Origin of the sequence: Bradyrhizobium sp. BWA-3-5, from assembly GCF_032917985.1 — a bacterium.
In the GTDB taxonomy this organism is placed as follows: Bacteria; Pseudomonadota; Alphaproteobacteria; order Rhizobiales; family Xanthobacteraceae; genus Bradyrhizobium.
In genome coordinates, this window is sequence record NZ_CP136626.1 from 6,595,438 (window position 1) to 6,616,934 (window position 21,497).

Genomic DNA, 21,497 nt, shown 5'->3' on the forward strand with positions numbered 1-21,497 from the left:
TACCGGTGCGCAATCGGAAAACGTCGCGCCTGCAAGCAGCACCCACAACGGGCGCCGGGCCGGGCGTCGTCAGTGTCTTGTAATGGGACCGCCGGGCGCATCGAGGATCGCTTCCGCGAACGGAAACTCCAGCACGATCTCCCCGTCGTCGTCGGTCACCTCGATGGTCGCGCTCAGCAGGGCCCCCTCCGCGCCATCGGTCTTGAGCAACTCGCGGATCATCGCACGCGCCATCTCCCAGGCGCGATCGGGATCAACCAGCACTTCGCCGTCAGGATCGGAAATCAGCTCGTCGCCGATACGGGTGTTGAAATAATATCGCGGCATCGGCTCAAACCTGGCTCCGGTTAGGGCCCCCTGTCGCGGGAGGCCGAATGATCACATCGTTCTTTGTTCGGAGCCTGCAACCGCTCCGTCCCAACCCCAGAATCGTCATTCGCGACGGTCCCAACAACCGTGAAGGGCTTGATCCCACGTTGTTTTGACCGACGCTCTCCGCACAACTCCGTGAGACCCCTGTGCAGTGCAGCATCAACAATACAGGTTCCGGGCAAAAGATTTAACTGGCGAACTTTTCGATCCGCGCTACCTTAGCCTCAAGGGCGGAGTTCGTCCGGTAGCAAAAGGGAGAGCATGATGGCCTGGAAAGCACCGAAGATCGTCGAAGTGTCGGTAGGCATGGAAATCAACATGTATATGTGCGCCACCCGTAAGTAAGCGGTAGCGCAATTTCACTCTTCGCGCAGGTGGATCGCCGGGCGAACATCTTCCCGAATGGGGAGATATGTCGCCAGGTCGGTTTCCACCTCGCGCCGTTTTTCTCGCCGGGCTTAACAAGCCCGGATTTGTTTCTAGGGAGTCTCCAGGAGACGGGATCATGCTTCGCGTCGTCGTCCTGGGCGCCGCGGCGGGCGGCGGTGTTCCGCAGTGGAACTGCGGCTGTCCGGTATGTCGGAAAGCACGAAGCGAAAACCGGGAATTGCAAAGCACGCAGGCTTCGATCGCGGTGAGTGCCGATAGCGAGCACTGGTACCTCGTCAATGCCTCTCCCGACCTCCGTCAGCAACTCATCGCAACACCGCGGCTTCATCCCAAAGCCGGCCAGCTACGCCACAGCCCGATCGCCGGCGTCATCCTGACCAACGGCGAAGTCGATGCGGTCGCGGGGCTGCTATCGATGCGCGAGGGTTCGCCCTTTACGCTCTACGCGCATGAACGGGTGCTTGCGATTCTGCGATCCAACAGCATCTTTAATGTGCTGGGCGAAAATAACGTGAAGCGCCGGCCGATCGAGATCGACAAGGAATTCGAGCCGGCCCTACCCGATGGCTCGCCGTCCGGCATCGAAATTCTCCCCTTCGCGGTTCCCGGCAAGGGCGCGTGGTATCTCGAAGGCAAGGCGCACCCGACCGGCGGCGACGCTGCGGGCGACACGCTCGGGCTTCGCATTCTGGACAAGACAAGCGGCAAGTATTTCTATTTCCTGGCCGCCTGCGCGCGAATGACCGACGACCTGAAATCGCGCCTTTCGGGCGCCGCGCTGGTCTTCTTCGACGGCACGGTGTGGCGCGATGATGAACTGATCGTGCAGGGCCTCGGCGCCAAAACGGGACAGAGCATGGGCCATATTTCAATGTCAGGCGAACATGGGGCGATCGAGAGCCTCGCCGGCCTCGACATCGGTCGCCGGATGTTCCTGCATATCAACAACTCCAACCCTGCCTTGCTCTCCGGCTCGGACGAGCGAAAGGCGTTGGAACAGGCGGGTTGGCAGATCCCAGCCGATGGAACGGAGATCACGCTGTGAATGTCGTCCCCACCAGCGGAATGACCGCATTGTCGATCGGCAAGGGCGTCACGCTCAACAATGCCGAGGAACTGGAAGCGATGCTCCGCCACATCGGCGCGACGCGCTATCACAATCTGCATCCGTTCCACCGCCTGCTGCACGGCGGCAAGCTCAACAAGGGACAGGTGCAGGCCTGGGCGTTGAACCGCTATTTTTACCAGAGCACGATCCCGCTGAAGGACGCGATGGTGATCTCCCGCTTCCGCGACCGTGCCACCAGGGTCGAATGGCGGCACCGCATCGAGGACCACGACGGCGATATCGGCAGTGAAGGCGGCATCGAACGCTGGCTGAAACTGACCGAGGGCCTCGGGCTCGACACGGCTTACGTGGAATCGACCGAAGGAATTTTGCCAGCGACGCGATTTGCCGTGGAAGCCTATGTGCATTTCTGCCGCGACCGGACGCCGCTGGAGGCGATCGCCTCCTCGCTGACTGAATTGTTCGCGCCGAGCCTGCACGAGGAGCGTATTTCCGGCATGCTGGCGCATTACGACTTCGTCAATCCGGACATCATGAGCTATTTCAAGCGCCGCCTGACCCAGGCTCCGCGCGATGCCAACTTCGCGCTGGACTACGTCAGGAAGAATGCCAAGACGCCGGCGGAGCGTGAGGCGGTCGCCAACGCACTGATCTTCAAGACCAATGTGCTATGGGTTCAGCTCGACGCGCTGTATCATGCCTATGTCGACGGCCACATTCCGCCCGGCGCGTTCGTGCCCAAAGGGGACTAATCATGGCCGTGAGCCGTAACATCAGTATCAGCGAGGCGAGCCGGCCAAAATTGCCGCGGCACGCCAAGCTGAAATTCGATGAGACGCGGCAGGTCTGGGTGATCCTGGCGCCGGAGCGCGTGCTGGCGCCGGACGAGATCGCGGTCGAGGTGCTGCAGCTGTGCGACGGCGTGCGCAGCGTCGGCGAGATGGCCGACCAGCTTGCGGTGAAGTACGCCGCGCCGCGCGAGGCGATCGCAACCGACGTCATCGCGATGCTGCAAGACCTCGCCGACAAGGGCTTTTTGACCGAAGCGCGTGAGAAGACGTCATGAGCGACATTCTCGCCGATAGCAAAACAACCGGCACCGCTGCACCCAGCGACGGGCTCGCGGTGCTGGAATCGCAGCGCTCGACCGCGGAGACGTTCGGCATCCCCCTCGCCGTGCTCGCTGAGCTGACGCACCGCTGCCCGCTGCAATGCCCCTATTGCTCCAACCCGGTCGAACTTGACCGCGGCAGCAGCGAACTCACTACAGAAGAATGGAAGAAGGTCTTGACCGAGCTCGCCGAAATTGGCGTGCTGCAGATCCATTTCTCCGGCGGCGAGCCGACCGCGCGCAAGGACCTGGTGGAGCTGGTGCAGCATGCGAGCGATGTCGGGCTCTACAGCAATCTCATCACCTCGGCGGTACTGCTTACAAAGGAAAAGCTTTCGGCGCTCGCCGATGCCGGGCTGTGCCACGTGCAGATCAGTTTCCAAGGCAATGAGCCTGTTGTCGCCGATCGCGTTGCCGGGCTGAAAAATGCGCATGAGAAAAAGCTTGAAGTCGCGAAATGGACGCGCGAGCTCGACTTGCCGCTGACCGTCAACGCGGTGATGCACCGCCAGAACCTGCACCAGCTCCCTGACATCATCCAGATGGCGGTCGACCTCGACGCCGACCGGCTCGAGGTTGCCAACGTCCAGTATTACGGCTGGGCCCTGAAGAACCGCGCGGCGTTGATGCCGACGATCGAGCAGATTGACGAGACCAGCCGCATCGTCGAGGAAGCCGCAACGCGCCTGAAGGGCATTCTCGCCATCGACTATGTGGTGCCGGACTATTATGCGCTGCGCCCGAAGAAATGCATGGGCGGCTGGGGCCGGCAGTTCTTCAACATTTCGCCCGCCGGCAAGGTGCTGCCCTGCCACGCGGCCGAGAGCATCACCGGGCTCGAATTCGAATCCGTGCGTTCGAACCATTCGATCGCCTGGATCTGGCAGAACTCCGAAGCCTTCAACCGCTACCGTGGCACCGGCTGGATGCCCGAGCCGTGCAAGAGCTGCGAATTCCGCGAGGTCGATTTCGGCGGCTGCCGCTGCCAGGCCTTTGCGCTGACGGGCGATGCCGGCAATACCGACCCGGCCTGCACGCTGTCGCCGCGGCATGAAGAGATCTTCAAGACCGCCGAGCGCGAGGCCGCCGCGCACCAGGACCGCTTCCTCTATCGCAATTTCGCCGGCGGCACGCTGGAGACGGAAGGCGAGCATGGCGCCTGACGCCGACGCCGGCAAATCCATCAAGCCTGACGATCCGTTTGCGCCGCTGACCTCGGAGCACCTCGCGGTCGGCGACGGCCACGACATCTATGTCGAAAGCGCCGGCCGGAGCGGCGGCATTCCCGCGGTTTATCTGCATGGCGGGCCCGGCAGCGGCTGCCAGACTGACCATCGCCGTCTCTTCGATCCGGAACGGTTTCATGCCGTGCTGTTCGACCAGCGCGGCGCCGGCCGCAGCCGCCCCAAGGGCAGCCGGCAGGCCAATACCCTGCCGCACCTGATCGCGGACATGGAAATGATCCGCGAAAAATTCGCACTTGAGCGCTGGATGGTCGTCGGCGGCTCCTGGGGCGCCACGCTGGCGCTGGCGTATGCGCAGGCCCATCCGCGCCGCGTCACCGGCATCGTGTTGCGCGCGACCTTTCTCGGCACGATCGAGGAGATCGAAAACGGATTTCTGGGCACGCTGCCAAGGTTTTATCCCGTCCTTTACGACGACTTCATGAGCGTGCTGCCGGAAGATGAACGCGCCGAGCCGATCCGGTCTTACTTCCGCAGGATCCTCGATCCCAGCGCCGACGTGAACATCCCGGCGGCGCGGGCCTGGGGCGAGACGGAGCGCATTCTTTCCGAACACACACCGAACCGTACGCGGCTCGACATGGCGGCGCTCAGTTCGTCACGGAACCTGCCGACGACGCCGTTCATGGAAGCGCACTACTTTGCCAATGACTGTTTCATGCAGCCGAACCAATTGATGCGCGAGGCCGGCAAGCTGGCCGGTATCCCCGGCATCATCGTGCAGGGGCGCTACGACCTTTTATGTCCGCCCGCGACCTCGCATGCACTGGCCGCCGTGTGGCGCGGTGCGGAAATCCGCATGGTCGAGGGCGCAGGCCACACCCTGTATGACCCCGGCGTCCGCGACGCCGTTATGAAAGCAATCGCGGATATGGCTTCCAGAACGCAACAATAGGAAAACAAGAACATGCCGATGGCGGGAAAAGGCATGCTGCTGACCTCGATGAACATCGATGCGGCACATGAGGCCGAGTTCAATCGCTGGTACGACCGCGAGCATCTCGAAGAGCGCGTTGCCATCGACGGCTTCCTCGAAGCCCGCCGCTATGTCGCCCATGACGGCAACCCGAAATATCTCAGCCTCTACTCCACCAAAAACTTCGAGGTGCTGGACAGCCCGGCCTATCGCACCGCGCTGGCCAACCAGACCGCGTGGTCGAAAGCCAACATAGCCCGTTTTCAGAATATGATCCGCGCGGTGGCACGCATCACGATCAGCCGCGGCAGCGGCCGCGGCGCGGCGCTCGGCATCGTGCGGCTGCGTCCTCCTGATGGCGGCGAAGACAGGCTGCGCGCAGCGCTCGCCGAGCAGTGCGACCCCACAGCTCTCGACGGGATCATTTCCCTGCACCTGATCGAAAGCGATCCAGCGCTGTCCAAGCCGATCACCGATGATCCCTCCGCGCCCAATCCCGGCGCCGGCGACTGGTTCGTGCTGATCGATGCGACTGACGTGGGCGTGGTGCCGGCGGCAATGCTGCGCTTTTCCGGCAATATCGCATTCAAGCCGCTGATCATCTCCAGCGGTATCTACCGGCTGATGTGGGACCTGGCGAAGAGCGATATCGGCTAGGCGCTTTCGCCGCTGCCGACAGTAGCGCGCAGTTTGAGCGGCCAGCCGAACCGGCTGGCGCGGCCCGACAGGAAATCCCTCACCCAACGCTGCGCCGGCCGTTCGACATAACGCCACACCATCCAGGCCAGCAGCGTCATGCCGACGATGATCGCCACGACCATCAGCACTGGGTTGGCCGGCGCCTGGCGGGTGAACAGCACGTAGCCGAACTGCATGTGCAGGAGATAGAGCGGATAGGTCAGGCCGCCGGCCGCCAGCACCAGTGCCGGCGGCAACGGGACGTGGCGAATTCGCGTGGCCATGAAGATGACGGCGATGGACGCGAGGCAGACCGCGGCAACCGTCCAGGGGTCGAACACGCCGCCGGTGTGCGGCGCCAGCTTCACCGCCTTATGGATGGATTGGAATACCGCAGCCCCGATCGACAGTGCGAACAGGCCGTAGAGCACCGCACCGCGGCGTCCGCGGTAGAATTGATAGATCAGGAGCCCGACGGCGAAGAAGCCGCTGTCGTCGGTCATGAAGAGCTTCTCGACCAGCGGGGCATCGACGGTCAGCTCGTTGGCGAGGGTGATGCCGAGCCAGATCGGGATAATGAGATTGATCCCGCGCGGGAACAGCCCGGCCGCGATCAGCAGCGCGACCCAGGCATAGAACATCACTTCGATCACCAGCGACCAATAGGACGTGTCCATGTAGGGCTGGCCGAGCGCCGGCGCGGCGATGAACAGATTGGCCAGCCACTGTGTCGCGCTGGTATCAAAGTGCGGCACGCCGAGAAACGCGATCGCCAGGCACGTCAGCGTCATGCAGAAGACGAAGGTCGGGTAGATCCGGCTGAAACGGGCGATGGCAAAGCCGGTCGCGGTCCTGCCCTCGGCCGAATAGGCGATCACAAAGCCAGAGATGACGAAGAAGGCCGGCACGCCGAGATAGCCGTATTTGGCAACCGGCGTCAGCCAGGGCAGCGCCACCTGCGGCACGCCGTGCGAAGCCGGGCCCCAGAAGCCGAAATGATAGAGCAGGACGCCGAGCACGGCCGCAAGGCGGAGCAGATCGAGCGCTTCCACGCGCGACGTTCGACGTGCTTCTGATAACATGGGCTGAGGTGTTCCTGCGCAGGAACTGCAATTGCGGCAACGTATCGGTGACGGGTAAAGGCGCGATTAACGAATGCCTAACACTCGGGCTCCCCGCGACAAGCAACCGTTGACCCTCTTCGGCTCGAAACTTGCCCAGCTTGGGCAGGTCTACCTTGCTCGCATTTCATGCCAGGAACGGATTACCGCGCCTGCCGTTTGGCTGAAGACGCGGAAATCGCCACGCCGGCAATCGGCCATCGCAGCACGAACGGCGCGAGACTTCTCGAAAGAGCAGGCCACCATGTCCGCAACGCGTCTCGCGACCGGATCTTCGCCCGCCTTCACCTTCCTGTTGACGATGGGGATCGTGAACCTGTTCGGCGATATGACATACGAAGGTGGCGGGGCCATCAACGGCCAATTCATGGCCTCATTGGGAGCCAGCGCCATCGTCAGCATCACGGCGGGTCTCGGCGAATTCCTGGGCTACATCGCCGACCGAACCGGCCGATACTGGCTCGTCACTTTCATCGGTTATGCCATCAATCTGTTCGCCGTTCCCGCGATGGCTAGCCGGAAACTGGCAGGTCGCAGCGTTGTTGATCCTCGCCGAGCGCATCGGCCGTGCACTGCGCAAGCCAACCGTCGAGGCCATGCTGTCCTATACGACAGGCAAGCATGGACGCGGCTGGGTATACGGCGTCAATACCGCGCTTGACGAGACCGGCGCGACGCTCGGCCCGCTCATCATCGCCCTTGTCCTGTTCTTTCGTGGCGACTATCGGACCGGATACGCGCTGCTCTTGATTTCGAGCGTGCTGGCGCTTGGTGCGCTGATCGTCGCCCGCATCAACTTTCCGGTGCCGGAGCGTTTGGAAGAAGGGCGAACGGCGCCCGCGCGGGAATTGGGTCGGTGATATTGGCTTTACATGGTGGCCGCCGCCTGCTTCGCGGCCGGACTGATGAGCTATGAGCTGATCGCCTACTACCTGGCCACGGCCAAGATCGTCACTGAGAACTGGATACCGGTTTTCCTGGCTTTCTCGACAGGTTGTGGGGTGATCGCAAGTCTCGTTCTCGGCAAGCTGTACGACCGGGCCAGGCTACCGACATTGCTGGTAGCTGTCTTTCTGTCCGCGCTGTTCACGCCGTTTGCCTTCCTTGGCAATTACATGGCGATTGTGTTCGGCATGGCGCTGTGGGGCATCGGCTACGCAACGCAGGACACGCTGCTGAAGGCCGGGGTCGCCAACGTCCTGCCCGAGGGCAAACGCAATCTGGCTTTCGGTCTTTTCTATGCCGGCTACGGGGTCGGCTGGCTGGTCGGCAACATCGCAACCGGCCTGCTCTACGACCAATCCCGATCTGCGCTCATTGCGTTCGCGGTCGCCGCCTTAACTCGCATCATTGCCGTTGTTTGTAATCGCCAAACGGCATGAGCCTCGCTCACATGAGGCAGCGGCATAGCGAAGGACATAGCGAAGCGAGACTATCCGGGCGTGAATTGACTGAGATCGGAGATGCCGATCGCCTTCTCAAGCTCCGCAACGCGATGGGCCATCTTTTCAAATCCATCCTCGCCGAAGAGCTGATGCTCCTTCTTCTCGAAATCCTCCGCCATGGCGTCGTATTCGTGGGATGACACCACGTCCTTTAGAAGCGGAAAGAGGTCGGTATCTTCTCTTGCGGCGTGCGGACGGTACATTCTGATGAACGCGCGGATAGCGGTTACCAGCTCACGCCGGTCATCGCCGTCCTTCCGGCTGCCGGGCGCGTGCTGGATGATCGTCTGCGTCACCCGTCGCCCGGCCTGGTGCTGTGTCTGAAGCGTATCGACAAGGTCGACCATTTTCCCGGCTTTTCGAAAGCGCGGAAAAACCGCCTGCTCTTCCGATTTCTCGTGATAGTCTTCGATGAAGTCGCGCACGATCTCGGCCGCGTTGACGAGATGCGCGGGATCGAATTCCTGATTTGAGGTAAATCTTTCCAGGCCCGCTTCATAGACCAGCAGCACGCGGTCGAGCACCCCGTGCTCACGCATCAAATCTTCCGGCGGCGTGACTTTGGCCTCGGCTTCGTGTTCCTTTTCGTGTTCCTTGCGGCGCTTGTCTGCCCTCGCGAAGGAAACCGGCAGGATCAATCCGCTGGACGCGGCTGCTCCGGCGGCGACCACCATTAGTTCTCGTCTTCCAGGAGAATATTTGTCAGTCATGAGGGCACCAATCGGCTGAGGACACCATGCGCCCGCTCCCTTGCTTGGGGTTAAGGAGGGCAAACACTTGGCGACATCGTCGGTTCCCGATAACGTCGGCCCGCAAGAGAGCCCCGATCACATGACGTTGACCAATGAAGTTTCAGGCTCGTGAGCGGTCGTCCGCGAGGTGGCCTGCCAATGAACGAAGAAAAACCTGCGGGCAATGTCGCCGAAGTCTTCTTCGCCTTTCTCAAGCTCGGCCTCACATCGTTCGGCGGGCCGATCGCGCATCTCGGCTACTTCAGGTCCGAATTCGTCGAACGGCGGAAATGGCTGAGCGAAAGCAGCTACGCCGACATCGTGGCGCTCTGCCAGTTCCTGCCCGGACCGGCTTCCAGCCAGGTCGGCTTCACGCTCGGGATCCTGCGCGGCAACGGCCTGCTTGGTGGGCTGGCAGCGTGGTCCGCCTTCACCATGCCGTCCGCCCTCGTCATGTTCGCCTTCGCGCTAGGTGCGACGATCTTTAGCGGACCGTCCGGCGAAGGCGTGCTTCACGGTCTCAAGCTGGTCGCGGTCGCGGTGGTCGCGCAGGCAATCTGGGGGATGGCACAGAGCCTGACGCCGGACCGCACGCGGGCTGCCATCGCGCTTACCGCCGTCGCGATCGTGGTGTTCATCGGCGGATCGTTCGGCCAGATCGGCGCGATTGGGCTTGGCGCTTTGGCCGGGCTCCTTCTATGCCGCGGCGACGGCCCCGCTGCGACCGGCCAGCTTGGCTTTTCGGTGTCGCACCGGGATGGCATCGCCGCGCTGGTGCTGTTCGCCGTTCTCTTTCTAGTCACGCCGCTGGTGGCGGCCAGAACCGGCTCGCAGGGGCTTGCACTGTTCGATGCGTTCTATCGCTCCGGCACGCTGGTGTTCGGCGGTGGCCACGTCGTGCTGCCGCTGCTGCAGGCGGAAGTCGTGACGCCCGGGTGGGTCAGCAATGCCGATTTCCTTGCCGGCTACGGCATGGCGCAGGCGGTGCCCGGACCGCTCTTCACTTTTGCAGCCTATCTCGGCGCCGTGACCGGTCCCGCTCCCAATGGTCTCGCCGGCGCCGTGATAGCGCTGGTCGCGTTGTCGTTGCCGGGGCTGTTACTGGTCTACGGCATGCTGCCGTTCTGGGACGCGCTACGCCTGCGCCCGACCGCCCAAGCCGCCATGCGCGGCACCAATGCCGCCGTCGTCGGCATTCTCAGCGCCGCGCTCTACAATCCCGTCTGGAGCAGCGCCGTGCTCAGCCCGCGTGATTTTGCGGTGGCGCTGGCCGGCTTCCTGCTGCTAACGGTCTGGAAGCTGCCGCCATGGATCGTCGTCGTCACGCTGGCTATCACCGGCGCAATCCTGCGACTGATCTGAGCATCCTGCTTCACCTGCATACATTGATCGGCGCGATGCGCTTTTGCGTGTCGCGCTTGAATACACACTGCACTGCACATGCTGCACTGCCGCACGAGCGCTGCGACGCTCAGTCCTTAACCTCCATGCAATTCAAAATTGGAGATCGCGCAAAATTGCCTTTGTGCCTGATATGGAATGGCTCTAATAAGATAAGCCTATGATCCAATTCAAAAACCACAAGAACGCTGGCTAAGGCGTTCATAGGCAAAATAAGGCCGCGTTGCGGTTGCCGGCGCGGGACAAGGTAGGAATGAAACCGACTGATATCTCGGCGCCAGACTACTTTCATAAGGTGGTCGATTGCCAATGGGCCTGCCCCGCACACACGCCAGTTCCCGAATACATCCGTCTGATTGCCGAAGGGCGTTATAGCGACGCCTACATGATCAACTGGAAATCGAACGTGTTTCCCGGTATCCTGGGACGCACCTGCGATCGTCCATGCGAGCCGGCATGCCGTCGTGGCCGCGTCGAGGAAAATCCAGTCGCGATCTGCCGCCTGAAGCGCGTCGCCGCCGACTTCAAGGACGACGTCAAGCACCGCATGCCAAGGCCATCAGCGAAGAACGGCAAGCGCATCGCGCTGGTCGGCGGCGGCCCTGCCTCGCTTGCCGTGGCGCGCGATCTCGCACCGCTCGGCTATCACTGCACCGTGTTCGATTCCGACCCGAAGGCGGGCGGCATGATGCGGAGCCAGATTCCGAAATTCCGCCTGCCCGACACCGTGATCGACGAGGAGACCGGCTACATCCTGAACCTCGGCGTCGAGTTCAAGGGCGGCCACCGCATCGACAGCCTGAAGAAGCTGCTTGAGGAAAATTACGACGCGATCTTCATCGGTTCCGGCGCGCCGCGCGGCCGCGAGCTCGATATTCCCGGCCGCAAGGAGGCCGCCGCCAACATCCATATCGGCATCGAATGGCTGGCATCGGTCTCGTTCGGCCATGTCGAGAAGATCGGCAAGCGGGTCATCGTACTCGGCGGCGGCAACACCGCGATGGATTGCTGCCGCACCGCGCGCCGGCTCGGCGGCGAGGACGTCAAGGTGATCGTGCGTTCCGGCTTCGAGGAGATGAAGGCGAGCCCCTGGGAAAAGGAGGACGCGCTCCACGAGGACATTCCGATCCTCAATTTCATGGTTCCGGTCGCGTTCAAACACGTGGCCGGCAAGCTGATCGGTGTCACCTTCCAGAAGGTAAAGGCCGAGTACGACGCCAAGGGCCGCCGCAACCTTGTGGCCTCGGGCGAGCCGGACCAGACCATCCCATGCGACGATGTGCTGGTCGCGGTCGGTCAGGAGAACGCGTTTCCCTGGATCGAGCGCGATTGCGGCATCGACTTCGACAAATGGAACATGCCGCAAGTCGACCCCAAGACTTTTGTCTCGACCAATCCGAAAGTGTTTTTCGGCGGCGACGCCGCCTTCGGCCCGAAGAACATCATCTGGGCGGTGGCGCACGGCCATGATGCCGCGCTGTCGATCCACAAGATGATCTCGGGCGAGGACATCAACGACCGCCCGCTGCCCGAAGTGCACGTGTCTTCGCAGAAGATGGGCATCCACGAGTGGAGCTACGACAACGACATCTCCGGCGACAAGCGCTACAAGGTGCCGCATCGCGACAAGGTGATCGCGCTCAAGGACATCAAGGCCGAGGTCGAGCTCGGCTATGACGTCAAGCTCGCGCTCGGCGAGGCGCAGCGCTGCCTGAACTGCGACGTGCAGACCGTGTTCTCGGCACCGGCCTGCATCGAATGCGATGCCTGTGTCGACATCTGCCCGATGGACTGCATCACATTCACCGAGAACGGCGAGGAAGCAGATTTGCGGCAGCGGCTGAAGGCGCCGTCGCCGCATCCCGACCAGGCGCTCTACCTCGCCGAAGGTCTCAAGACCGGCCGCGTCATGGTGAAGGACGAGGACGTCTGCCTGCATTGCGGGCTGTGCGCCGAGCGTTGTCCGACCGGCGCCTGGGACATGCAAAAGTACCTCATCGATATGACGCACGCAGGTTCGACATGCCAGACCAAAGCCCGATCAGCAGCGTAAACGACTTCGTCGTCCGCTTCGCCAACGTCAACGGCTCGGGTTCGGCCAGCGCCAACGAGTTGTTCGCGCGCTCGATCCTGCGGCACGGCGTGCCGGTTTCTCCCCGCAACATCTTCCCCTCCAACATCCAGGGCCTGCCGACCTGGTACGAGGTGCGCGTCACCGAAGCCGGCCATCTCGGCGCCCGCGGCGGCGTCGACATGATGGTGGCGATGAACCCGCAGACCTGGGACAAGGACGTCGCCTCGATCGAGCCCGGCGGCTATCTGTTCTACGATTCGACCAAGCCGATGCCGTCGTCGAAGTTTCGCAGTGACATCACCGTGATCGGCGTGCCGCTGACCGCGATCACCAACTCGACCTATACCGATCCGCGCCAGCGCCAGCTATTCAAGAACATCATCTACCTCGGCGCGCTCTGTGCGCTGCTTGACATGGATCCGAAGCTGATCGAGCAGCTGATCGGCGAACAGTACAAGGGCAAGGAAAAGCTGCTGTCGTCGAACGTCCACGCGCTGCACCTCGGCCGCGACTGGGCATTGCAGAACCTGAAATGCCCGATCGGGCTACAGGTGAAGAAGGCGGACAAGGTCGGCGACCGCATCTTCATCGAAGGCAACAGCGCAGCGGCGTTGGGGGCGGTCTATGGCGGCGCCACCGTCTGCGCCTGGTATCCGATCACGCCGTCCTCGTCGGTGGCGGAAGCCTTCACTAGCCACTGCAAGAAGCTGCGGCACGACCCCAAGACCGGCAAGGCGAAATACGCCATCGTGCAGGGCGAGGACGAGCTCGCCTCGATCGGCATCGTGATCGGCGCCTCCTGGAACGGCGCGCGTGCCTTCACCGCCACTTCCGGCCCCGGCATCTCCTTGATGACCGAATTCATCGGCCTCTCCTACTTCGCGGAGATTCCGGCCGTGATCATGAACATTCAGCGCGCCGGCCCCTCGACCGGCATGCCGACGCGCACCCAGCAATGCGACATCATCGCCTGCGCCTATGCCTCGCACGGCGACACCAAGCATGTCCTGCTGTTCCCGGAAGACCCCGCCGAAGCGTTCGAGTTCGCGGCACAGTCGTTCGACCTCGCCGACCGGCTGCAGACCATGATCTTCCTGATGCTCGACCTCGACATCGGCATGAACAACCGCCTGTGCCGCCCGCTGAAATGGGATGACGCCCGGCAATATGACCGTGGCAAGGTGATGACGGCTGCGATGCTCGACGAACCCGGCCGCGATTTCGGCCGCTATCTCGACGTCGACGGCGACGGCATTCCCTACCGTACCTATCCCGGCACGCACCCGACCAAGGGCTCGTTCTTCACCCGCGGCACCTCGCGCGACCGTTACGCCCGCTATTCGGAAGAAGGCGCCGTCTATGCCGACAACATGCAGCGGCTGGTGCGCAAGTTCGAGACCGCGCAGGACATGGTGCCGCGGCCGCTCCAGGCCAATGCCGCCAAGCCGACCAAATACGGCGTGATCTATTTCGGCTCGACCTCGCCGGCGATGGACGAGGCGATCGGACTGCTCGAAGCGCGCGGCCACCAGCTCGACCGCATGCGCATCCGCGCCTTCCCGTTCCACTCCAGCGTGGCGAGCTTCATCGCCGACCACGATTTCGTTTACGTCGTCGAGCAGAACCGCGACGCCCAGTTGCGCCAGCTGATCGTCAACGAGAACGGCATCGATCCGGTCCGCCTGGTGCCGATCCTGCACTATGACGGCACCCCGATCACCGCCCGCTTCATCGCCAATGCCATCGGCGACCATCAGGACCACCTGAAGGTCACCCCTCTCCGCAAGGCCGTGTCATGACCTACATCGCAAAGCCAAAATTTCATCATCCCGGCCTGAAGAAGAACGATCTCGGTTACACCCACCGAGATTACGAAGGAAAAATCTCGACGCTGTGCGCCGGCTGTGGCCACGACTCGATCACGGCCTCGATCATCGAAGCCTGCTACGACCTCTCGATCGAGCCGCACCGGGTCGCAAAGATTTCCGGCATCGGCTGCTCGTCGAAGACACCAGACTATTTCCTCGGCAATTCGCACGGCTTCAACTCGGTGCACGGCCGCATGCCGTCGGTCCTGACCGGCGCCAACCTTGCCAACCGCGACCTGATCTATCTCGGCGTCTCCGGCGACGGCGACAGCGCCTCGATCGGCTTCGGCCAGTTCGCGCATTCGATCCGCCGCGGCGTCAACATGACCTACATCGTCGAGAACAATGGCGTGTATGGCCTGACCAAGGGCCAGTTCTCAGCCACCGCCGACCGCGGCTCCAAGTCCAAGAAGGGCGTGATGAACACCGACAACGCCATCGACCTGGTGGCGATTGCGCTGCAACTTGGCGCGAGCTTCGTGGCACGCAGCTTCTCCGGCGACAAGACCCAGCTGGTGCCGCTGATAGCGGCCGCGATCCGCCACAAGGGCGCATCCTTCATCGACGTCATTAGCCCCTGTATCGCCTTCAACAATCACGCCGGGTCGACCAAGAGCTTCGATTACGTGCGCGAGCACAATGACGCGGTGAACCGCTTAGACGTGCTCACCGGCCGTGACCCCATTACCGTCGATTACGCGCCTGGCACAGTGCAGGTGGTCGAGCAGCATGACGGTACGCGGCTGGCGCTGCGCAAGATCGACGCCGACTATGATGCCAGCGACCGGCTGGCGGCGATGACCTTCCTCCAGAAGCACGCCGCCAAGGGCCAGGTGGTCACCGGGCTGCTCTATGTTGATCCGGATGCGGAAGACCTGCACAGCCATCTCGACACCGTCGAGAAGCCGCTCAACACGCTGGAAGCCGAGGACCTCTGCCCCGGCACGGCAGCGCTGGAAAAGATCAACGCCAGCCTGCGGTAACTGCGGCGCAAGCCCCTCATCCTCAGAATGACGGAAGTGCGTTAGCTCTTTCCTCGTCATTGCGAGCGCAGCGAAGCAATCCAGCTCTCGGCGCGGGGATCGATGGATTGCTTCGCCGCGCTCACAATGGCGGGCGGACATAGCTTCACAATCTCCGAGGAACAGGCCACGAAAGTTCGCGAAAACCCGGCTACGCCACCGCGGCAAGGCTTCGCGGGTGCGCGACATATTCCTTCAGCACCGTGCCGGACGTGTCGCTTTCGACGAGCGAGACGTCGTAGCTCCAGAGGTCGGCCAGGTGCTGCAGCACGCGCTTGGTGTCGGCTTCGCTGAGCTGGGCGCCCTTCACCACGGTATGGCGCAGCATCAGGCGACGGTCGCCGGCGAGGTCGACATCGACGACTTCGATGTTGGCGTCGATATAGCCGACGTCATATTGCCGCGCCAGCTCGCGGCGCAGCCGGCGATAGCCGCGCTCGTTGTGGATCGCGTCGACCAGAATGCCGGTCCGGTCCTCCGGATCGTCGTGCAGGTGGAACATGCGGAAGTGCCGCATCAGGCGCGGACTTAGGAACTGGCTGATGAAGCTCTCGTCGCGATAATTCGCCCAGATGTCGCGCAGCACGCCCATCGCGTCGCCCTTCCCGGCGATGTCGGGGAACCACTCGTGATCCTCGGCTTCCGGATTGGTGACGATGCGCTCGATGTCCTGCATCATCGCAAATCCCAGCGCATACGGATTGAAGCCGGAATAACGCGGATCATCGAATTCGGGCTGGAACACGACGTTTGTGTGCGACTGCAGGAATTCGAGGAAATTGCCGTCAGTCAGCCGCCCCTGCTGGTGCAGGTGATTCATGATGCGATAGTGAACGTAGGTCGCGGTGCCCTCGTTCATCACCTTGGTCTGGCTCTGCGGATAGAAATACTGCGCGATGTGCCGCACGATCCGCAGGATCTCGCGCTGCCAGGGCCGCAGGCGCGGCGCGGTCTTTTCCAGGAAGTACAGCAGGTTTTCCTGCGGCAGGCCGAGCATCTGGCGGCGGCGCTCGACATCCAGGATGGCGCTGGTCTTCGCCGGGCCGGTGGGAACGGTGCGCCACAGATCGTTGAAAGCGGCCTCCTCGTGGGCGCGGCGGCGGCCTGCCCGCTTTTCTTCGGCGCGAAGATCGAGACTCTTCTTGCCGGGATAGCGATCGATGCCGTGCGACATCAGGGCGTGGGCGGCGTCGAGCGTCTGCTCGACCGCCAGCCGGCCATGACGCTCCTCGCAATGAGCGACATAGCGCTTGGCAAATTCGAGATAATCGAGAATGCCGTCGGCGTCGGTCCACTGCTTGAACAGATAGTTGTTCTTGAAGAAATGGTTGTGGCCGAACGCGGCATGCGCGATGACGAGCGTCTGCATCGTCGCGGTGTTTTCCTCCATCAGGTAGGAAATGCATGGCGAGGAATTGATGACGATCTCGTAAGCCAGCCCCATCAGGCCCTTGCGATAGGAGGCCTCCTGAAAGGCGAAGTGCTTGCCGAACGACCAGTGCTTGTAGAACAGCGGCATGCCGACGGACGAATAGGCATCCAGCATCTGCTCGGCGGTGATGACCTCGATCTGGTTGGGATAGACGTCGAGCTTCAGCTCGTCCTTCGCCACCTGCTCGCAGGTGTCGCAGATGCGCTGCAGGGTGTGGAAATCCCAGTCGGCTCCCCGGAACAGCAACTGGTCGGTCGCGCTCATCATGCGGTCCTTTCCTGCGGGCCACGACGCTGGAAGAGATCGTGAAATACCGGAAAGATCTCGCTGCGTTCGTTGACCTTGCGCATCGACAGCGCCGCACCGTTGGCGCGCAGGCCCTCGTAGAGGGTCCAGAGCGCCGAGTTGGGCATTTCGTAGCTCAAGCCATGCTCCTGGCCGACTTCCAGATAGGCAAAGAACTGGCTGACCGGCAGGATCATATCCGTCAGCAGCCGGCCCGTGACCTCGCCATCCGCGTAGGAATTGTCGCCGTCGGAGGCCTGCGCGGCATAGATATTCCAGTCAGCCGGGCGGAAGCGCGTGCGCACGATGTCATGCATCGCCTGCAGCGCACTCGACACCAGCGTGCCGCCGGAAGCCGGTCCGTAAAAGAACGTCTGCTCGTCGACCTCCTCGGCGCGGTCGGTGTGGCGGATGAAAACGATCTCGACATGGCGGTAGCGCCGCTTCAGGAACACGTAGAGCAGCATGTAGAAACGCTTGGCGAGATCCTTCATGTGCTCGGTCATCGAACCCGAGACGTCCATCAGGCAGAACATCACCGCCTGCGCCACCGGCTTCGGCACAGTCTCGAAACGGCGGTAGCGGATGTCGATCGGATCGATGAACGGAATCCGCTTGATCTTCGACTTCAAGGCCTCGAGCTCGGCCAGGATTTCGACGCGGCGCGCCTCGCTGCAATTCTCCAGCTCCGCCTCGAGCTCCGCCAGCGCCTCCGGCCGCGGCCGCCGCAGCGCCACGCGCCGCGCCAGCGCACGGCTGACCGTCCGGCTGACTGAAATATTGGCTGGTGATCCCGATGTCGAGTAGCCCGCGCGGCGAATGCCCTGGCTCTCCACCTCGGCCAGCTTGCGCTTGGCGAGGTCGGGCAATTCGAGATCGTCCAGGAACAGGTCGACAAACTCATCCCGGCTGAGCACGAAGCGGAACGTATCTTCGCTGTCACCCTCCCCGGCCTGCCGTCCACCCTTGCCGCTGCCGCCGCTCGGCCGCGGCAGGACATCGCCTTCGACGAACTTCTTGTTGCCGGGCAGGACCATGTCGCGCGTGCCGCCCTCGCGGCGAAAGCGCGGCTCGTCCATGCCGTCGATGGGGACGCTGACCTCGCCGCCCTCCAGGACATCCTTGATGTCCCGCTCCTGCGACGACTTCTTCACCGCCCCTTGAACCAGCGCCTTCGCTCGACGCAAAAAGCGCTGGCGATTCTCCAGGCTCTTGCTGCCTGGGTTCAGACGCCGGTCGACAATATGAATGGCCACGGTCTCATCCGCCTCAGCCTGCCTGTTTTACGCGCATGTACCACTCGACCAACCGGCGGACTTGCCGCTCGGTATAGCCGCGCTCGACCATGCGCGCGACAAACTCGCCGTGCTTCTTTTCGGTCTCGCCGTCTTTCTTTGAGCCGAAGGAGATCACGGGAAGCAGGTCCTCTACTTGCGAGAATATCCGCTTTTCGATCACTTCGCGAATCTTCTCATAGCTCGTCCAGGTCGGGTTCTTGCCGCCGTTCTGGGCGCGCGAACGCAGCGAGAACTTGACGACCTCGTTGCGGAAGTCCTTCGGGTTGGCGATTCCGGCCGGCTTCTCGATCTTGGTCAGCTCCTGATTGAGCAGCTCGCGATCGAGCAACTGTCCGGTGTCGGGATCTTTGAAGTCCTGATCCTCGATCCAGGCGTCGGCATAATCGACATAGCGATCGAACAGGTTCTGGCCGTAATCCGAATAGGATTCGAGATAGGCCTTCTGGATCTCGTTCCCGATGAACTCGGCATAACGCGGCGCCAGCTCGGCCTTGATGAATTCGAGATACCGCTTCTCGACTTCGTCGGGCAATTGCTCGCGCCGGATCGCCTGCTCGAGCGTGTACATCAGGTGGACCGCGTCGGCGCCGACCTCACTGGTGTCGTGGTTGAAGGTCGCCGCGAGCACCTTGAACGCGAAGCGGGTCGAAACGCCGTCCATGCCCTCGTCGACACCTGCAGCATCCTTGTACTCCTGAACGCTGCGCGCCTTCGGATCGGATTCCTTCAGGCTTTCACCGTCGTAGATCCGCATCTTGGCGTAAACGGTCGAATTCTCATGCCTGCGTAAGCGCGACATCACCGAGAAGCGCGCCATCGTTTCAAGCGTGGCCGGGGCGCACGGCGCGCTGGCGAGCTCCGAGCCCTGGATCAGCTTCTCGTAGATCTTCTGCTCTTCGGCGACGCGCAGAACGTACGGCACCTTGATGACGCAGATACGATCGATGAAGGCTTCATTGTTCTTGTTGGTCTTGAAGCTCTGCCACTCGGCCTCGTTAGAATGGGCGAGAATGATGCCGGTGAACGGGATCGCGCCGATGTTCTCGGTCCCGATATAGTTGCCTTCCTGCGTCGCCGTCAGCAGCGGATGCAGCATCTTGATCGGCGCCTTGAACATTTCGACGAATTCGAGAATGCCCTGGTTGGCGCGATTGAGACCACCCGAATAGCTGTAGGCATCGGGATCGTTCTGCGCGTAGGTCTCCAGCTTGCGGATGTCGACCTTGCCGACCAGCGAGGAGATATCCTGGTTGTTTTCGTCGCCGGGCTCGGTCTTGGCGATCGCGATCTGGCGCAGCCGCGACGGCTGGAGCTTGGCGACGCGGAATTGCGAGATGTCGCCGCCGAACGATTCGAGTCTCTTATAGCACCACGGACTCATCAGGCCGGTGAGACGCCGGCGCGGAATGCCGTACTTCTCTTCGAGCATCGGGCCGAGCGATTCCGGATCGAACAGGCTGAGCGGGCTTTCGAACACGGGGCTGAGTTCGTCACCAGCCTTGAGCACGTAGATGGGATGGACTTCCATCAACGACTTGAGGCGTTCGGCGAGCGAGGATTTTCCGCCGCCGACCGGTCCGAGCAGATAGAGAATCTGCTTGCGCTCTTCGAGTCCTTGCGCCGCGTGACGGAAGAACCCGACGATGCGCTCGATCGTGTCTTCCATTCCGTAGAAGCCGGCGAAAGCCGGATAGAGCCGCATCGTGCGATTCAAAAAGATACGGCCAAGGCGTGGGTCCTTGGCCGTATCAATCATCTGAGGCTCGCCGATTGCGGCTAGTAGTCGCTCTGCAGCGTTGGCGTATCGCATCGGATCGTTTCGACACGACTCCAGATATTCCGCCATCGACATGTCGGTCTGACTTCGAGCTTCGAAGGACCGGGCGAAAGCATTGAACAGAGAATCGTTGTACATGATCCGTCTCTCCATGGTCACCTGTAAATGCCGGGACGCACCATCGGGTTCCAGTATCGGAGCGTCACAGCTTCCGTTCGCGAATCACCATCAGTACATGCACCGATTGGACACGCGAGCGACTTCCCAATGCAATGCAATAGTCGTGCAAAGTGGCTCTCCCTCGTATTGATACGGTGCCATTCCGATGTGGTTGTAGCCGTGCTGCAACATTTTCACCGTTTTAGTACTGATCAAGACGTAAGGGATTTTTTAAGGATTCCGAGTGGCGGCTCCGCACGAATCTGCGGCGGTTTGGCCATCCGAAGCCCGCAATTTCGCATTCTAGACGGCCCAAACGTGGGAGAATGTGGCTTTTGTCACTTTCGGCGGGCGCGCCAGGCGCAGAAAGGGCCAACATTAACAACCATTCATTTCAGTGCCCGGGCGTTGAACGCCCCCCTCGCCGCCTGCAACTAAAGTCAAATGCCGCGCGTTTAATCCGAGTCTGCCATGAAATTCACCTGGATCGTTGCCGCCGTTTTGTCCGCCATCGGAGCCGGCGTCTGTCCCGCCCAGGAGAGCGTCGACAAAGCGAAGGCTGCCGCCTTCGACGGGCGAATGTTCGGCGGCCCGCTCAGCCAGAAGACCTACGCCTGCTTCGTGCGTCGTTATGACGCCAGCCATCTGGCGCAGCATCCAAAGCAAAAGGTCAGCGCGATGAAGCTGCTGGTGACGGCCGAATAAACGTCCGAAGACAAGACCGTCAATTATTCCTTCCGTCTCGGATTCAATATCGGCACCGCGCGGGCAATTTCGATTCCAGCGGCTTCTGCAGTCACGTTGTTGCCGAGAACAGCGGCGGTGAAATCAGGCTTGGCTGCGGTGTCGATTGCGAAGGCGGCGGCATCGGAGTTGCGATGAAGGACGACAGATCCGCGCTCATCCGTCTGGAGCGCATCAGGATCTGGGAGCGCAACAAAACCGACGACGACGCCAGCAACGATCTGCTGGCCGGGGCCGACGACAAGATTTTTCGCGTCGATCGCGCCGATCTGCACGAATGCTCCGAATTGGTGACTGATCGCAAGGAGCTTGCGGCGCTGAGGCGCAGGTGAGCCATTCTACATAAGTTGGCAAGCCACC

General features: G+C 62.1%; 20 protein-coding genes and 1 pseudogene. 14 read left to right on the forward strand and 7 right to left on the reverse strand.

Going from position 1 to position 21,497, the window contains the following annotated elements:
• Positions 1-69: 69 nt before the first annotated feature.
• Positions 70-327: a DUF6894 family protein gene (locus RX331_RS31745; RefSeq protein WP_317253532.1), complete on the reverse strand. Its 258-nt coding sequence runs from the start codon at positions 325-327 to the stop codon at positions 70-72.
• 309 nt (positions 328-636) lie between these two features.
• On the opposite strand from RX331_RS31745, the gene pqqA reads away from it, so the two are divergent.
• The 7 genes from pqqA (at position 637) to RX331_RS31780 (ending at position 5,759) form a co-directional block, all read left to right on the forward strand.
• Positions 637-717, forward strand: a complete 81-nt coding sequence (gene pqqA, locus RX331_RS31750; RefSeq protein WP_035635412.1) for a pyrroloquinoline quinone precursor peptide PqqA — start codon at positions 637-639, stop codon at positions 715-717.
• A 160-nt stretch (positions 718-877) separates the two neighbouring features.
• The gene (pqqB, locus tag RX331_RS31755) at positions 878-1,807 is read left to right on the forward strand and encodes a pyrroloquinoline quinone biosynthesis protein PqqB (protein WP_317253533.1); all 930 of its coding nucleotides are present in this window, start codon (positions 878-880) and stop codon (positions 1,805-1,807) included.
• Positions 1,808-1,827: 20 nt separating this feature from the next.
• The gene (gene pqqC / locus RX331_RS31760) at positions 1,828-2,583 is read left to right on the forward strand and encodes a pyrroloquinoline-quinone synthase PqqC (RefSeq protein WP_317258281.1); all 756 of its coding nucleotides are present in this window, start codon (positions 1,828-1,830) and stop codon (positions 2,581-2,583) included.
• 2 nt (positions 2,584-2,585) lie between these two features.
• Positions 2,586-2,897: a pyrroloquinoline quinone biosynthesis peptide chaperone PqqD gene (pqqD, locus tag RX331_RS31765; RefSeq protein ID WP_317253534.1), complete on the forward strand. Its 312-nt coding sequence runs from the start codon at positions 2,586-2,588 to the stop codon at positions 2,895-2,897.
• Complete coding sequence (gene pqqE / locus RX331_RS31770) at positions 2,894-4,105, forward strand: pyrroloquinoline quinone biosynthesis protein PqqE (protein WP_317253535.1); 1,212 nt, start codon at positions 2,894-2,896, stop codon at positions 4,103-4,105. Before pqqD ends, pqqE begins: the two co-directional genes overlap by 4 nt.
• Positions 4,095-5,081: a prolyl aminopeptidase gene (gene pip / locus RX331_RS31775; protein ID WP_317253536.1), complete on the forward strand. Its 987-nt coding sequence runs from the start codon at positions 4,095-4,097 to the stop codon at positions 5,079-5,081. Before pqqE ends, pip begins: the two co-directional genes overlap by 11 nt.
• A gap of 12 nt (positions 5,082-5,093) precedes the next feature.
• Positions 5,094-5,759: a DUF4286 family protein gene (locus tag RX331_RS31780; protein ID WP_317253537.1), complete on the forward strand. Its 666-nt coding sequence runs from the start codon at positions 5,094-5,096 to the stop codon at positions 5,757-5,759.
• Here RX331_RS31780 and RX331_RS31785 read toward each other — a convergent pair.
• Positions 5,756-6,862: an acyltransferase gene (locus tag RX331_RS31785; RefSeq protein ID WP_317253538.1), complete on the reverse strand. Its 1,107-nt coding sequence runs from the start codon at positions 6,860-6,862 to the stop codon at positions 5,756-5,758. The genes RX331_RS31780 and RX331_RS31785 overlap by 4 nt on opposite strands.
• Before the next feature lie 150 nt (positions 6,863-7,012).
• Entirely contained in the window at positions 7,013-7,303 is a 291-nt protein-coding gene (locus RX331_RS31790; RefSeq protein ID WP_317253539.1) for a hypothetical protein, read from the reverse strand.
• 140 nt (positions 7,304-7,443) lie between these two features.
• Here RX331_RS31790 and RX331_RS31795 point away from each other — a divergent pair, with 140 nt between their 5' ends.
• Positions 7,444-7,761 (forward strand): hypothetical protein, encoded by a 318-nt coding sequence (locus tag RX331_RS31795; RefSeq protein WP_317253540.1) that lies wholly within the window; start codon positions 7,444-7,446, stop codon positions 7,759-7,761.
• A gap of 12 nt (positions 7,762-7,773) precedes the next feature.
• Positions 7,774-8,283, forward strand: a complete 510-nt coding sequence (locus RX331_RS31800; protein WP_317253541.1) for an MFS transporter — start codon at positions 7,774-7,776, stop codon at positions 8,281-8,283.
• 50 nt (positions 8,284-8,333) lie between these two features.
• On the opposite strand, the gene RX331_RS31805 is transcribed toward RX331_RS31800, so the two are convergent.
• Positions 8,334-9,020 (reverse strand): hemerythrin domain-containing protein, encoded by a 687-nt coding sequence (locus RX331_RS31805; protein ID WP_317253542.1) that lies wholly within the window; start codon positions 9,018-9,020, stop codon positions 8,334-8,336.
• Positions 9,021-9,236: 216 nt separating this feature from the next.
• On the opposite strand from RX331_RS31805, the gene chrA reads away from it, so the two are divergent.
• The 4 genes from chrA (at position 9,237) to RX331_RS31825 (ending at position 15,403) form a co-directional block, all read left to right on the forward strand.
• Complete coding sequence (gene chrA, locus RX331_RS31810) at positions 9,237-10,439, forward strand: chromate efflux transporter (RefSeq protein ID WP_317253543.1); 1,203 nt, start codon at positions 9,237-9,239, stop codon at positions 10,437-10,439.
• Between the two features lie 292 nt (positions 10,440-10,731).
• Positions 10,732-12,531: an FAD-dependent oxidoreductase gene (locus RX331_RS31815; RefSeq protein ID WP_317253544.1), complete on the forward strand. Its 1,800-nt coding sequence runs from the start codon at positions 10,732-10,734 to the stop codon at positions 12,529-12,531.
• Positions 12,501-14,351 (forward strand): 2-oxoacid:acceptor oxidoreductase subunit alpha, encoded by a 1,851-nt coding sequence (locus tag RX331_RS31820; protein WP_283029802.1) that lies wholly within the window; start codon positions 12,501-12,503, stop codon positions 14,349-14,351. Before RX331_RS31815 ends, RX331_RS31820 begins: the two co-directional genes overlap by 31 nt.
• Entirely contained in the window at positions 14,348-15,403 is a 1,056-nt protein-coding gene (locus RX331_RS31825; RefSeq protein WP_317253545.1) for a 2-oxoacid:ferredoxin oxidoreductase subunit beta, read from the forward strand. Before RX331_RS31820 ends, RX331_RS31825 begins: the two co-directional genes overlap by 4 nt.
• 190 nt (positions 15,404-15,593) lie before the next feature.
• On the opposite strand, the gene RX331_RS31830 is transcribed toward RX331_RS31825, so the two are convergent.
• The 3 genes from RX331_RS31830 to RX331_RS31840 are packed head-to-tail and all read right to left on the reverse strand — an operon-like array spanning position 15,594 to position 20,372.
• The gene (locus tag RX331_RS31830; RefSeq protein WP_317258282.1) at positions 15,594-17,138 is read right to left on the reverse strand and encodes a SpoVR family protein; all 1,545 of its coding nucleotides are present in this window, start codon (positions 17,136-17,138) and stop codon (positions 15,594-15,596) included.
• Positions 17,138-18,415 carry a YeaH/YhbH family protein gene (locus RX331_RS31835; RefSeq protein ID WP_317253546.1) on the reverse strand — a complete coding sequence of 426 codons (1,278 nt, stop codon included), beginning with the start codon at positions 18,413-18,415 and terminating at the stop codon, positions 17,138-17,140. Before RX331_RS31835 ends, RX331_RS31830 begins: the two co-directional genes overlap by 1 nt.
• A gap of 13 nt (positions 18,416-18,428) precedes the next feature.
• A complete protein-coding gene (locus RX331_RS31840) occupies positions 18,429-20,372 on the reverse strand; it encodes a PrkA family serine protein kinase (protein ID WP_317253547.1) in 1,944 nt (647 codons plus the stop codon).
• Positions 20,373-20,864: 492 nt separating this feature from the next.
• Here RX331_RS31840 and RX331_RS31845 point away from each other — a divergent pair.
• Positions 20,865-21,469: pseudogene (locus tag RX331_RS31845) on the forward strand (hypothetical protein).
• Positions 21,470-21,497: the final 28 nt, after the last annotated feature.